The following is a 13700-nucleotide window of genomic DNA, read 5'->3' on the forward strand; positions in this document are numbered from 1 at the left end:
TTATTTACGGCAATCTCAACCGGCCCACTCGCATAGCTCGCCCCTGACCGGCCGGCGCCCGGTTCGGGGGCTGGTCGCGGGGACGCAAGCGCCCCGGGATGGCCTGATAAAGCTGGCCTGATAAAGCCAGCCTGATAAAGCCAGGCATGACGCAGTAGGATGAGACGCGAATCAAATTTCGGCTTGCCGGGAGAACCACCGATGTTCGATTTCCAGGATCTGTTTCAGTGGGACCGTTTCATCACCCCCACGATCATCAAGACGTTCTACTGGCTCGTGATCGGCGTCATCATGCTGTTCGGGATCTCCGGCATCCTGTTGAGCCTCTCCACGATGGCGATCAGCCCGTTCGTCGGCTTCATCCAGTTGCTCGCGTCGATCGCCAGCGTCATCGTCGGCATCGTGTTCTCGCGCATCGTTGCCGAGTTCATCCTGATCGTGTTCCGCATCAACGAGCATCTCGGCGCGATCAGGGACCAGGGTGGCACGCGCTAAGGCTGATAGTTAAGACACGATGACTGGATCGCCGCCAAGTTGAGCGGCGGCGCGAGCCGGAACTTCAAATTTTCAGCGTATTGCTCTCTCCTCAAACAACTCTGGGGGGAGACTAATGATCACAAAAATCCATCACAATCCGCGCTATCCATCCAGCGAGCTCGCTCAACGGGTGCATGACGTGCTGCTGGTGTCGTCATTTGCGATCTGGGCCATGCTGATCGGCTTCGCGCCGGTCATGACCTACCATTTGCTGGCGGCCTGAGGCGGCGGCCGGAGCACCGCCGTGGTTAATCGGCGGTAGCACCTGTGGTCAAATGCGAGCGAAATTGCGGCCGGGATTTTAAAACCGCTCGCGTATCGTTGCGCCCATTACGAACAAGAACAACGCGGGGGCGTCGTGAAGTTTGAGGAGCGTTCGATTGCCGTAGGGTCCGGAATTGCCGATAGGCCGGGCTTTACGATCCAGGATATTTTGTGGGCGGTCGGCATCTGGTCGGTGATCCTGACCCTGGCGCCGGTGATTATTTTCTACATGCTGATGGTGGCGTAAAGCCACCTGCTGCCCCGTCATTGCGAGCCACCCGGTCGGCGCAAAGCGCCGCCGGATGACAAGCTCCGCGAAGCAATCCATTCCTCCGCATGTGTGGAACGATGGATTGCTTCGCTTGCGCTCGCAATGACGCGTCGCACTAAAAAACGCGCGGACCCCGCGCGTTTGTCAGTCCAGGCAACAGCGGCGTTGTTACGCCGCCTGCTTGTGCATGGCGCCGGAGGCCGATGCCGAGCCGCGGATTGCCTTGATCGAGCGTTCGATCGCGGCCCACAGCCGGTTGATCTCGGCGGCGGCGCGGCCTTCCGAATCATATTCGCGGGCGCCTTCGCCGTGGCCGAGCGCCATCAACAGATCGGCGCGGTTGGTGATCTGGCCGCTCCACACCGGCGCGCGGAATTTCGCCAGCGCCTCGCGGGCGATCGCGACGATCGGGCTTTCGACGCTATCGCGCTGCGCCGGAGCGCCGTTGATCACGACCGCATAGGGCTTGCGCGACGACCGGCAGTTTTGAATCGTTTCCTGCACCGCGTTGACGTCGAACACGCCGGGCCGCGCCGGAATGATCACCATGGTGGCGTTCTTGATGGCGTCGTCGACCACGGCCGACAGATTCGGCGGCGTGTCGATGAACACCCACTCGATGCCGTCACGCTTGGCTTGCGCGATGATGCCGCTGACCGAGTTCACCGCCGTCTTGATCGGCGGCTCGTTGGTGCCGCGCAATTTATGCCAGAGAGTCAGCGAGCCCTGCGGATCTGCGTCGATCAGCAAACAGGGCTTCGTTGCCTTGTGCACTTGCGCGGCGAGGTGGGCAGCCAGGGTACTTTTTCCCGAGCCCCCCTTACGCGACGCGAAAACAATGACGTTCATACCTTGGCCTCCAGATTGACCCCAGGAGGCGAAAATGAATCAGCGCGCTGATTCGTGAAAGATAAATTTCTTGCAATCCGCAAAGAAGCCAAGATTACCGGCACATTTTGGCTTTTGAGTCACACTCCGCACATAACACAACCGCAAATGGAAGCCGCTCAACGCCCGATTTGACTCAGCGCGCGCGTTTTGCGGCACGTTTCGCGTCGCGTTCGATCCATTTGCGCTCGACCCAGCCGAGCAGTTGCGCAACCGGCTTCTGCAGGAACGGCACATCCTGCGCGAACAAAAGGAGTCCAAGCGGCAGCATCCAGAGCCCGAGCACCGGCAGGATGCTGAAAATGCCGCCGACGATCAGCAGGATCGCGAGCGGAATCCGCACATAGCGCGACGACGGCCGGCGCAGCCAGCCGACAAACCGCGCCGGTCGCGGTGGCAGCTTGGCTTCGAACCAGGCGAAGTGCCGATCGATCTCCTGTCTGTAAAACGCGCTCAAGTGATCTCTCCTCAACCATGCCGCGCATCGCGGAACGGACTCTGTTCGGCTGATAACAACCAAAGAGAAAAGATGTTGCTGCGTGACAGCATCACAAGGCGTCAGTCTGTCGCGCGCGATGGCCTTGAAATCGCCGCGGCGTGATCCAGTGCGCGGACAAGCCCTGCGTCAGCTCGCCACAGGCTTCGCCGGCTTCTTCGCCTTGTGCGGTTTCGCAACCTTGCGCTTGGCAGCGACCGGCCGCCTCGCCGGCTCTGCCGCAACGCGCTCCGGCTCGGGATCGGGCCGGAAGAACGCCTTGCATTGAGGTGAGAGCTGCGCCTTGTTCCGGATCATGCAGACCGTGACACGATCGACGTCAGGGATCTCGGAGCTGCAGAGCCGGAACGCATCCGGTGTGCAGGCCTGCTGCTGATCGTCGGTGTAGGCCTTGCTCCTGGTCGGGAGCAGAGCGACGGCTCCCCCTATCACCAGCATCAGCGCGAACGGAAAAGTCCTTGAACCGATGATCCCCATGCGTCCCCCAAGGCCGTCATTTGGCGGATAGTGGGTGAACGGGGCGGGAATGGCAAGCAGGGCTGCACGGACACAACACAACTAGCGCGTTCGGATGCGCACCCCGGACGGCTATGTTCTCTTAGGAATGAGTTCTGCCTCAAAGGCATGGGGGGTCGCCACGAACCAATGGAATTCAATCTCATACCTCATGCAGTGCCTTCTTCCTGCAATGTCATTGAACTCCAAAAAAAGCTGCAAAGGCGGTATGTCCGGCTCCTCCCTGTCCGAGTTCGGCAAAACTCCGAGAAAAAGAGCCATACGAGTCGCGACTGCCAGAATATACGCGGAGGGAAGATCTAGCTTCGCCGGTTCCTTATCGATTGAGGCCGGCACCAGATAGTCAAAGTGATCGTATCTTTGGTTTTGCCAGTATGAGGTTATCTGCGGTTTGGTTACGCTGACCGCTCCATTTTTGAACTCAATTCTCTCCGGGTAACCACTGTTGACTGCGAGCATGCCTGTCGCGGCAACAAACGACACCATGGGAAAATCCCACGTGACCGCGACGGTCGTTGCCGCGCCAAGTCCGATGTTCACAAGCAGCAGCGAATAATCGTGACCGAGAAAACTCGGCTGGCTATCAACTTCTTGCTCATCGTGCCTCCACTTCAGCAAGGGAGCGATGAACTGATCATCTGTCCTGTCTTCTTCAAGCACTATTACGCGTGCGCGTTTGACCACGACGTCTGGCCGATACGTAGCTTTTCTTTGTTTGGCAATCTGCCACACGGTAAGAAATGTAGCGAACGCTGCAAGGAACGACCCGGCGCTGGCGCCAGTAGATATGTACTGATCCAGAGTCATTCAGCCCTGCCTTGGGGTGATCTTGTTTGATCAGCTGACCGAACGACCAAACACGGAGCCGACAACAGCTTGATATCATCCGACCAACCGGTTCTCAGTACCGCTGCAGCTAGCAGGTTGAAAATGTTAGGGTCTGCAAAGCGGCTGTGACTAGAGCGAGAGCTGGAAGACTTCATAGCTCCTTTGAAGTCGAAGACCGCGCGTCGCGCATCGTTCATGTGCCGGTCAGGGCCTTGGTCGGACTGTCCGCTTACAAAGGCTTCGAACAAGAGTAACTCGCCCGGGGCGGAAGGAGGTCGGGTCCAGTCGAACGTGATGCGTCCGCCTGGGACATCCTTGCGCAGTTCATTGAGCACGTAGGGAACGACGACGAGAGAAGTAACCAGCGCTGAGGAACCAGCAGCGGCCGAGAAGGGCCTAGGTCGTTGACCGGATCCGGCCTCACCAAAACGAGCGTGCGTAAGCTTCAGCGGATCGTCACGCATAGGAACAAACTGAGGAGCTTCGAAGCCCAATGCAACAGGCCCCCTACCCAGCGCATGTGCGACCACGCGAACCAACTCGTTCAGCGTTGTACCGCTAGCCTCGGGAGCATCTATCGCCCATCCAATGTTGGCGGCACTTCCAATGTCAACCACGGCAACGCGCATCTGAAAAGCCTCGAATCGATCAAGAATCCTCTAAAATTTGCCGGTAGCGATCCGCAAGTCGCAGCCAGATCGGTTCAACGCCTACACGTCCTCCGTACGCAGCAAGCCCTAGACCGCCTGCATGGGGAACGCCGTAAATCTCAACGCCATGCTCTTTGGTGTGTCCATTCGGCTGCAGTGCTTCACGTAGAAGCATTGGCGATTTTCCCAATGCACGTCGTACTGAGTTGAAGGTCTTGATGCCCAAGCAAATCGCCATAAAAGGCTTCACGATCCTCAGCTGAGGCAAAGTGTACTTGTCTGCACAGTGCTTCAGTACAGTCATCGGCACTCTTGCGGTCATCTTCTTTGGCTTAATGAAGATTGACACGTCCGTTGCGTAGGTCTGTTCCCATGTAGTGTTGAAAAACGGTAGCCAGCGTTTGATGTTCTTGTTAGTTGGCAAGTGGGGGTCTTGCCCTAATTGCTTCCGCAAGGCGACACGATCTGATGTGTTGTTTTTTTGGTTACGAAGAAATTCTTCGGAAGACCAGTCTTGCCCAATAATCATGAGCTTGGCATCAACATTACACGCCGATTTGGTCCAAGGAACGACGTAGTCAAAATCCCACGCGCCATCATCGAACTTGTGCAAAACAAAATAGCTTTCATGCTCCTCGTTACGACGAAGCGCCACGAGCTGCGATAGTGAGATCTGCTTGTCCGTTTTGTCTTGTTTTGCCATTTGCGCGTCACCGTCTTCTAGCCACCGCGAGTGTAGGGCGGATCGCTCGCCGAAATCTTGCGTTGCCGCAGGGCCACCGAATGGCTCCCTCTTAAGCGGGTGCTAATCTGCCTTCTGATCACGGGGGAACGTATCCGGCGCACGACGTAAATCACCTCCACACGCGATTGTGGCTGAAGTCCACCGGCGCTTCTCTGGTCCGCGGCTGTGCTGTTGACTTGACGCAACCATCCGCAATGCCTTTACCTTTCCAGGTGGCGCAACACGTCAGGTCTATCAGTAAGATGCTGGTGATACAGGGCAATTCAACCGAAGTGGTACAGTTGGGTGGGCTCGAACCACCGACCTCCTGTTCCACAGACAGGCGCTCTAACCAACTGAGCTACAACTGCATCCTGGCACGCGGCCCCGCTAAAAGGGGGGCGGCGATTTCGGGCGGAAACTAGGTGCAACGCACGCCTTTGGCAAGGCCGGAACGCAGGCTTTCCGTCCGCATTTCACGCCGATGGATAACCACGGCTCAGAGTCTGATCAGACCGGAATCCAGGCCCCAGGCGCTTGTTTTGACGCGTTTTCCAGCAAAAAGGCCCGGACATTCCCGCCCGGGCCTTCTGCAAATCGTGGTGCAGGCCTTAATCAGGCGGCCGGCTTGTAGAGCTTCGCGGCGCTGGCCTTGATCGGCTCGGCGGCCTCAGCGGCGACCTTCTGGCCGAGCTCAGCGAGTTCCTTGGCCTGGGCGCCGTAGGTCTCGAACTGCTTGCGGGCGTGCGAGGTCCACAGCTCCATCGCCTCGGTCGGCGACTTCACGGAGAACAGCGACTGGGCGAATTCGAGCTGGGTGGTGGTGTTGGCCTTGAAGAACTCGAGCACCTTGGCCGAATACTCGCTGGAGCCCTTGCTGACGGTGGTGAAGACGGCCTCGACCGTCGAGTTGTGGGTCTCGGCAGCGTCCTTGAATTTGGCGTAGCTGTCGCGGGCCTGCGAGACGCCTTTTTCGGCGAAGGCGCGCATCTGCTCGGGAACTTCAAACGGGATGACGGAGGCGGAGAACGGATCGGACGGGTTGGTCATTGACGTGTAATCCTTCGCAACGGGTGACTCGAAAGGGGTGACTTCGATGTGACCATCTGCGGACGCCCGGAACTGAAACCGGGGCCGTCGAAATGGATCACGCTGCCTTGGTTCACGGGGAATGCCCTTCGTTGGGCATGACCTACAAAACACCCATAACATGTCAATTTTGTGCAACGCAACGTGAATTCGCTGCAATGCCGCAACTTTTGAATGCGCCGGATGCAGGTTCCATCCTGGCAGCCCCAAGGTTGTATCGGGGCACCGGCGGCAGGCTCGGCTCGCCTCAACTCTATCTCAGCCCGCGTCAGCTTTTCGGCTTGACCGCGTCCATCGCGGCACGGCTGACGATCTGGCCCATCTCGCTGGCCTGTTCGGCGAGCGAACGCATCTGGCCCTGCACGTAGTCGCTGTGCAGCTTCATCACTTCGGTCAGATCCTTGGCCTTGAGCAGCGACTGCGCATAGTCCAGCGAGGACTGCACGTTCTTTTCGGCATAGGCGAGCGCCTTGCTCGAAATGTCCTTGGCGCCGGCGCGCACGCTGGCGTTGCGCTCCTCGATCGTGCCGGCGGTCGCCTGTGCGGTGGAGACGAATTTCTCGAACGCCTGGCGGGCCTGGCCGAAGCTTGCCTCCGCCATCGATCGCATGTCCTTGGGGATCTCGAATTTGGGGATCTCGAAATGGTCACGTCCGTTGTCGCTCATGGTCGTGCTCCCTGGATTGTTGCTGCCTGCCGATTACGTCCTCGGCCGGCGCCAGCCTATACCGCGACGCCGCACCGCCGATGTGACGTGGTGTCGCCGGTTTCCGTTTGCGCCGACAACGCCTAAGCGCGGCAGATCGTTCAGGCAAGTTAACGTTATCCAGCCTTTGCCGTGGGCAGGATGGGCACAGCCGTGGACCTGCCGCCGCGCGCTTGCGATACTAACGAACCGTTAAGGCTGTCATCCTTTGGCCGCCGGTATCTGCGCCCATCGCAGGTGAGAAAGCCCAACCAATGCGGTCAAGTCCTGCGTAATGAACGATGCGGAATTCCAGATCCAGGCGCTCAGTGACGTCAGGCTAGCGGAGCATGCGGCGAGCCCGCTTCCCGCATGGCTGTGGTCGGCCGACGGCGCGCGGATCCTCTGGGCCAATCCGGTCGGCGCGCAGGTGTTCGGTGCGGTCAACGGCACCGATCTGGCGAAGCGCGCCTTCGGCCCGGCCGATCTGCATCGCCGCCAGGTCGCCCGGCTCGGCGGCAGCCTCGCGGCCGGCGGCGCCATCCGGCTGGAGCGACTGCGCGGCTTCGGTGCTGCGCCCGGTGGGCTTGCGACCTGCAGCTGCGCGCGGCTCGATCTGCCCGACGGCAGCCACGGCATTTTGGTCGCCGCGGCAACCGCCACCGGCCGCGTCATGCCGCTGGCTGAGCGGCTGCAGCGGCTGGTGCAGGGCCTGGACCGGCCGGTCGCAGCCTTCAGCGGCGACGGCATGCTGCTCGGCGCCAATGATGCGGCGCGCCCCCTGCTCGGCCTGCACGATCTTTCAGAAGCCGGCCTCGATGCGGCGCGCAGCGACGCGCTGAAGCAGGGCCGCGCCGCGGCCAGCATCGGCATCGGCCGCGTCGTGCTGCAACGGATCGGCCGCGGCGCCGACACCGCGCTGGTCGCACTGATCAAGCCGGCACCGAATGTCGTCGCACAGCCGAAACCGGCGACGGTCGTGCCTGAAGCGATTGTGCAGGAGACGGCCGCGCCAGAGACACCGGCAGTTGCTCTCGCGAGCGAACAACCGATCGCGCCTGACGAAGCCCCCGCGCTGACCACCGAAGCGCCGGCCGCCTTCACGCTGTACGACGCGCTGGAGACTCCGCAGGAAGCGATTGCGGAAGAACCCACCGCGCCCGAGCCTGTTGTCAGCGAGCCTCATGTCGACGCTGCGCCTGCGACAGCAGAACAGGCGCACGCGGAGCCCGAGCCCGCCGAGACCACGCCTGCGCATCCCGACATCGCGCTTCCCGAAGCCCCCGTGGTCGAGGACTCACCGACCGAGGCGCTGATGGATGTGAAGGCCGAAGAGGAAGCCGAAGAGCCGCCGCTCGATGTCGAGGACGAGGCCGCAACCTCCGTCGCGGCGACATCAGCGCCACAGCCCGAACCTGCCCCCTCGCCCTACACCGTGGCGGATGCGCCCGCTATCGAACCGCCGGCTCCGCCCGCGCCATCCTGGATGGACGAGCCCCTGCCGACTGCACGGCGGCTTCCGCTGCGCTTCATGTGGCAGATGGACCATGAGGGCCGCTTCTCGCTCGGCTCCGACGAATTCACCCGCCTGATCGGCACCCGCACCGCGGCCGGCTTTGGTCGGCTCTGGAGCGAGATATCTGATGCTTTCGGGCTCGATCCCGAGGGCCGGGTGCTGAAGGCGGTCGCCACGCACGACACCTGGAGCGGCATCACGCTGCCCTGGCCGGTCGATGGCGGCGGCCGGTTGCCGGTCGAATTGGCCGGCCTGCCGGTGTTCGACCGCAACAGGACTTTCGCCGGTTATCGCGGCTTTGGTGTGTGTCGCGACCTCGACGGGCTTGCGCGACTCGCCGCGTTGCGCCGCTATGAGTTCTTCAGCGGCCCAACGGTGCCGCAGCCGTTGTCGGCTGACGTCGCGCCCACGGCCCTGGTCGTAGACGCTACCGCCGAGCCGCTCGCCGCCGAGCCGCCGCCGGCCGAAATTCCTCCGCCGGTCGCGGAGCCGCCCGAGGCCAACGCAGAACCACCAATCGAGGAATTGTTCGAGCCGATAGCATCCGAGACTTCACACCCCGACCTGGATCAAGCCGTGGAAACGCCCCAAGATATCAGCGAAGACGTGCGTAACGAGACGCCACAGAATGTGGTCCCGTTCCGCCCCGGCGGCGACACGCGGCCGCCATCGCTGACGCCGGTCGAGAACAACGCCTTCAACGAGCTCGCCCGCCAATTGTCGGCGCGGCTGGAGAACGAGGCGGGACTGACCGCGGCAACCGCCGACAGCACTACCGCGGAGATGATCGCCGAGCCGGACGCCGTAACCGAGCCGACCGCTGAGGAGCCCGCCGCAATCGAGCCGCCGCGCGAGGAGCAACCAGACACTCCGAAGTCCGGCTGGATGGCGCAGGCCGAGCCGCCGCCGCGCGGCGATGCCAGGCGCGACAAGGCACTGCTCGATCTGTTGCCGGTCGGCATCCTGATCTACCGGCTCGACCGTCTGCTCTATGCCAACCACGCGTTCCTCGCGCGCATGGGCTATGACAGTCTGCACGCGCTGGAAGACGCCGGCGGGCTCGATGCGCTGTTCGTCGAACCCGGCGTCTCGCAGGCGAGCAGTTCGTCCGGCACCGGCACGCCAGTCACGATCTCCGCCAACCAGGCCGCGGACGCGTCAGCCACATCGGTATCTGCGGAAGCGCGGCTGCACACCATTTCCTGGGACAATGATTCCGCGCTGGCGCTGATCTTTTCGCGTACGCATGACGAGGACACCGCGATCGCAGCCGCGCTGTCAGCACCGGCATCGGAAGCAGCGATCGAGCCGATCGCAGTGCCGCCAGAACCGCAGGCCGGCCACGCCGACGCCGAAGAGCTCGGCGCGATCCTCGACACCGCAGCCGAAGGCATCATCATGTTCGATGCCGAGGGCAACATCCATTCCTGCAACCGCAGCGCCGAGGCGCTGTTCGGCTATGACGGCGCGGAGTTCATCGCGCACAATCTCGCCGATCTGTTCGCGCCGGAAAGCCAGCACAATGTTTTCGACTATCTCGCCAGCGTGAAATCGGCCGGCGTTGCCAGCCTGCTCGATCACGGCCGCGAGACGCTCGGGCGCGTCCGCCAGGGCGGCCTGATTCCGCTGTCGGTGACGATGGGCCGCACCCGCGCCGACGGGCCGAACTTCTTCGCCGTGTTCCGCGATCTCTCGCAGACCAAGGCAAGCGAGAACGAATTGCGCGAGGCGCGGCGGCTGACCGAGCGCGCCGCGAACGGCAAATCCGACATGCTGGCGCGGATCAGCCACGAGCTGCGTACGCCGCTCAACGCCATCATCGGCTTTGCCGAGGTGATGATCGGCGAACGCTTCGGCGCGCTCGGTAACGAGCGCTATGTCGAATACATGAAGGACATCCGCGCCTCCGGCGAGCGCGTGATCGCGATCGTCAACGATTTGCTCGATCTCTCCCGGATCGAAACCGGCAAGCTCGATCTCGCCTTCACCAGCCAGAACCTCAACGAGATGGTGGAGAGCTGCGTCGCGGTCATGCAGCCGCAGGCCAATCGCGAGCGCATCATCATCCGCACTTCGCTGGCACACACGCTGCCGATGGTCGTCGCGGATGCGCGCGCGCTGCGCCAGATCACGCTGAACCTGATCGGCAGCTCGATCCATCTCGCCAATGCCGGCGGCCAGGTGATCGTCTCGACCGCATTGTCCGACTTCGGCGAGGTGATGCTGCGGGTGCGCGACACCGGCCAGAGCCTCAACGACAACGAGGTCGCCGCCGCGCTGGAGCCGTTCCGGGCGCCCGCGCCGTCAGACCAGGCCGGCGCCGGCGGCGTCAGCCTGTCGCTGACCAAAGCGCTGGTCGAAGCCAACCGCGCCAAATTCCAGATCCGCACCGGCGGCCGCTCCGGCACGCTGATCGAGGTCGTGTTTTCGCACGCGATCGCGCGGGTGTGATCGGCGCGCACGCGTGATGCCGCCGCATTCTCCGCTCCACCGTGAGGGTCGCACCGGCAGATGGGTTCCCTCCCCCCTTGTGGGGGAGGGTTAGGGAGAGGGGTGCCACACGGGCGCTCTCTCCAACGCAAACTTGAAACGACGCGCGACCGAGATTTGCGAAAACGAAATCCAACGTCACGCATCTCGCCCGGGGCTACCCCTCTCCCCACCCTCCCCCACAAGGGGGAGGGAGCCGGACAGTGTGCTCACCTCACAGGAAGAGGTGAGCTTCACGGGCATACCCGAGCAACATCGCAACGCCCTACTGCTTGATCTCCAGCGTCTGGCGTTTGCCGGCGGCGATCGAGAACGGCTTTTCCAGCTTCTGGCCGTCGGCATAGATCGCGACCGCGACATAGTCGCCGGCGCCGAGCGCGACGTTGAAGGTCGCCTCATAGCTCACCGAGACGCGCTTGCGCTCGTCATTGATGTCGCGCTCGGCACCGTAGATGTCGATCTCCTGGGCGCCGTCGGTCTTGATCCCGATCACGCCGGCGTTGAGGTTGACGTTGATCCGGGTCGGCGCACCGGACTTCACCTCCGCACGCGCCGTGCCCTTGGCCTCGCCGACAACAGCCGTCACATCGTAGCTGCCGCTTGGCAGGTCGAACTTCGACTCGGCATCGTATTCCTGCGCAACCTTCTCGCCCTCGTCGCCGTCAGCCTTCGCTGGCTGGCGGACCGCGACCACGATGTCCTTCTCGACCCTGGGGCCGCCCTCGGCATAGGTAGAGGTCACGATCAGCTTGCCGACATCGAGCGTGAGCGAGACATTGCTCGAGTCGCCGGCGGCGACCGAGAACGGCTTGCTGGTCTTCGACTGCCCTTTGGTCAGGGTCAAGACGTAGCTGCCCGCGGCGAGCACGAAACGCGGCACGGCATCGTATTCCTGGGCGATCGGCGTGCCGCCCTTGTCGGTGACCTGCCAGACCACGTCATCGACCTTGGCAGCACCACCGGCGACCGAACCTTCGCTGGTGACGTAGCCGGCATCGAGGATGACATCGAGCAAGGCCGACTTGCCCTTCTCTACCTTGAGCGGAAACTCACGCTTGAGCTGCCGGTAGCTCACTTCGACGATGTAATCACCGGGCGCGATGTTGTCGGCGAACGGCGCACCATAGAAGGTGTTCACGTGCTCGCCCTTCTCGCCGCCGGCGGGCTTGAAGATGCCCCAGTTGACGTCCTCGTCGCTGATCGGATCGAGGCCTTCGGCAAGCCGCGCCACGCCGCGAATGTTCTTGCCGAGATAGGGATCGGCCACAGGCTTCTGCGGCGCCTCGCTTGCGACCTTGGTGCCTTGTGTCGCCGCCACCGCCTTGGTCAGCGCACCGGTCAGGCTCGACGCATTGCTTGCATCGAGATAGACGCCGCAGGTGGCGCGCGCGATGCATTGCAGCTGGCTCTTCGCCAGGGGATCGGCGACGTCGAGGCCGATGACGTGGGCGGTGAAGCCGATGCCGGACTTCTTCAGCTCGGCCGCAGCCGCGCACGGATCCGGCGCGCAGGTCTCGATCCCGTCGGACACCAGGATGACGGTCGCCTTGTTCTCGGTGGACTTCAGCGCCGCGGCCGCAGCCTTCAGCGAATCCGCAATCGGCGTCTTGCCCTTCGGATTGATGCCGTCGACCGCAGCCTTGATCCTCGCCGGATCGAACTTGCTGACCGGCACCATCAGCTCGATGTCCTTGCAATCCCCCTTCGAGCGATGGCCGTAGACCATCACGCCGAGGCGATCGGCGGGGTTCCATTTTGACAGAATTGAATCGACCGCCTGGCGGGCTGCAGAGATCTTGCTCTGCCCGTCGACCAGGCCCCACATCGAGCCTGATGCGTCGAGCACGAGAATGGTGTCGGTCCCCTGCGCCTGGGCCTGCGCGGCATGGGGTGCAAGAGATGAGAGCAGAGCCAGGCCCAGCGACAACAGGCCTGCAGCGAAACAGCGGCGAAAAATCTTGATCACGGAACGGTCCTCGATGATGGAGACAATCGGAGGGCAAAGACGACTGCAAGGGCGCGGTGTCGTGAGATCGCCCGCGCCCTGCCTCAGGGAGGCCCTACTTCGATCCGGATTTTGTTTTTTCTTGGCCGGATTGCTCACGCGACACAAACGCCGGAGAGCCGCGTAACGAACCGCAAAAATATCTTCAATCGGCGCAACTTGTGTCTGGACGCTTGGCCTAACCCAACGCGCAGATGACGATCAGACTGTTTCGACCGCGGCCTTCGGTGTGAGCGTAATCACAGAGAGATGCCTTTGCACGGTGCCATGCATTAGCCGACACGCCGCATCGAGCGCGTCACTCGGCAGCTCACGCGCCGCCGCATCCGGCGAGCCGAGCCACTATCCACTTCGCTCGAAAACGCTCTAGACCTTCGCGATGATCGCGGTCTTCATCTGCGCGATCTGCGCTTCGTCACGCTTGTAGAAGGTCCATTGCTTGACGCGCTTGGTGCTCAGGAACCCGGCCTGGGTCAGGATCTTCAGATGTTCGCTCACGGTCGGCTGGCTGACCCCGAGCTTTTCGGCGATCAGCACGCCGCAAACCCCGTCCTTGACGAGGTCGCCATCGACCTGGGCGCGGAAATGCGCCTTCGGGCGCTTCAGCCATTCCAGGATCAGCAGCCGGCGATCACTTGCTAGCGCGCGCAGCGCGGACTCGACATTGGCCCGAGATGAAGTCATATTGCTAATTAGCTAAATAACTAATCCCTGTCAATCATTCCCGTCTGCAAGGAGACT

General features: G+C 62.2%; 13 protein-coding genes and 1 tRNA gene. 4 read left to right on the forward strand and 10 right to left on the reverse strand.

The features are described 5' to 3' along the window. Nucleotides 1-201: 201 nt before the first annotated feature. From UP09_RS17110 to UP09_RS37680, 3 genes are all read left to right on the forward strand, one after another. Nucleotides 202-495, forward strand: a complete 294-nt coding sequence (locus tag UP09_RS17110) for a DUF4282 domain-containing protein (RefSeq protein ID WP_044539418.1) — start codon at nt 202-204, stop codon at nt 493-495. A gap of 115 nt (nt 496-610) precedes the next feature. Next, a complete protein-coding gene (locus tag UP09_RS37675) occupies nt 611-760 on the forward strand; it encodes a hypothetical protein (protein WP_156164639.1) in 150 nt (49 codons plus the stop codon). Nucleotides 761-895: 135 nt separating this feature from the next. Then, a complete protein-coding gene (locus tag UP09_RS37680; protein WP_156164640.1) occupies nt 896-1048 on the forward strand; it encodes a hypothetical protein in 153 nt (50 codons plus the stop codon). Between the two features lie 192 nt (nt 1049-1240). On the opposite strand, the gene UP09_RS17115 is transcribed toward UP09_RS37680, so the two are convergent. The 8 genes from UP09_RS17115 to UP09_RS17150 all read right to left on the reverse strand — a co-directional run bounded on the left by UP09_RS17115 (nt 1241) and on the right by UP09_RS17150 (nt 6930). Continuing rightward, complete coding sequence (locus UP09_RS17115; protein ID WP_044539419.1) at nt 1241-1921, reverse strand: AAA family ATPase; 681 nt, start codon at nt 1919-1921, stop codon at nt 1241-1243. 175 nt (nt 1922-2096) lie between these two features. Then, complete coding sequence (locus UP09_RS17120) at nt 2097-2417, reverse strand: hypothetical protein (protein WP_044539420.1); 321 nt, start codon at nt 2415-2417, stop codon at nt 2097-2099. 168 nt (nt 2418-2585) lie between these two features. Beyond that, a complete protein-coding gene (locus tag UP09_RS17125; RefSeq protein ID WP_044539421.1) occupies nt 2586-2933 on the reverse strand; it encodes a hypothetical protein in 348 nt (115 codons plus the stop codon). Nucleotides 2934-3044: 111 nt separating this feature from the next. Continuing rightward, on the reverse strand, nt 3045-3779 hold the full coding sequence (locus UP09_RS17130; RefSeq protein ID WP_044539422.1) for a hypothetical protein: 735 nt from the start codon (nt 3777-3779) through the stop codon (nt 3045-3047). 669 nt (nt 3780-4448) lie between these two features. Then, nucleotides 4449-5153 (reverse strand): hypothetical protein, encoded by a 705-nt coding sequence (locus UP09_RS17135; RefSeq protein ID WP_044539423.1) that lies wholly within the window; start codon nt 5151-5153, stop codon nt 4449-4451. Between the two features lie 315 nt (nt 5154-5468). Then, nucleotides 5469-5545, reverse strand: a tRNA-His gene (locus UP09_RS17140). Between the two features lie 244 nt (nt 5546-5789). Further along, nucleotides 5790-6224: a phasin gene (locus UP09_RS17145; protein WP_044539424.1), complete on the reverse strand. Its 435-nt coding sequence runs from the start codon at nt 6222-6224 to the stop codon at nt 5790-5792. 307 nt (nt 6225-6531) lie between these two features. Further along, a complete protein-coding gene (locus UP09_RS17150) occupies nt 6532-6930 on the reverse strand; it encodes a phasin family protein (RefSeq protein WP_044539425.1) in 399 nt (132 codons plus the stop codon). Between the two features lie 313 nt (nt 6931-7243). Here UP09_RS17150 and UP09_RS17155 point away from each other — a divergent pair, with 313 nt between their 5' ends. Next, complete coding sequence (locus tag UP09_RS17155; RefSeq protein ID WP_044539426.1) at nt 7244-10915, forward strand: PAS domain-containing protein; 3672 nt, start codon at nt 7244-7246, stop codon at nt 10913-10915. 304 nt (nt 10916-11219) lie between these two features. On the opposite strand, the gene UP09_RS17160 is transcribed toward UP09_RS17155, so the two are convergent. Next, nucleotides 11220-12920, reverse strand: a complete 1701-nt coding sequence (locus UP09_RS17160; protein ID WP_044539427.1) for a vWA domain-containing protein — start codon at nt 12918-12920, stop codon at nt 11220-11222. Nucleotides 12921-13325: 405 nt separating this feature from the next. Continuing rightward, nucleotides 13326-13643: an ArsR/SmtB family transcription factor gene (locus UP09_RS17165; protein WP_044539428.1), complete on the reverse strand. Its 318-nt coding sequence runs from the start codon at nt 13641-13643 to the stop codon at nt 13326-13328. Nucleotides 13644-13700: the final 57 nt, after the last annotated feature.

Origin of the sequence: Bradyrhizobium sp. LTSP885 (genome assembly GCF_000938305.1) — a bacterium.
In the GTDB taxonomy this organism is placed as follows: domain Bacteria; phylum Pseudomonadota; class Alphaproteobacteria; order Rhizobiales; family Xanthobacteraceae; genus Bradyrhizobium.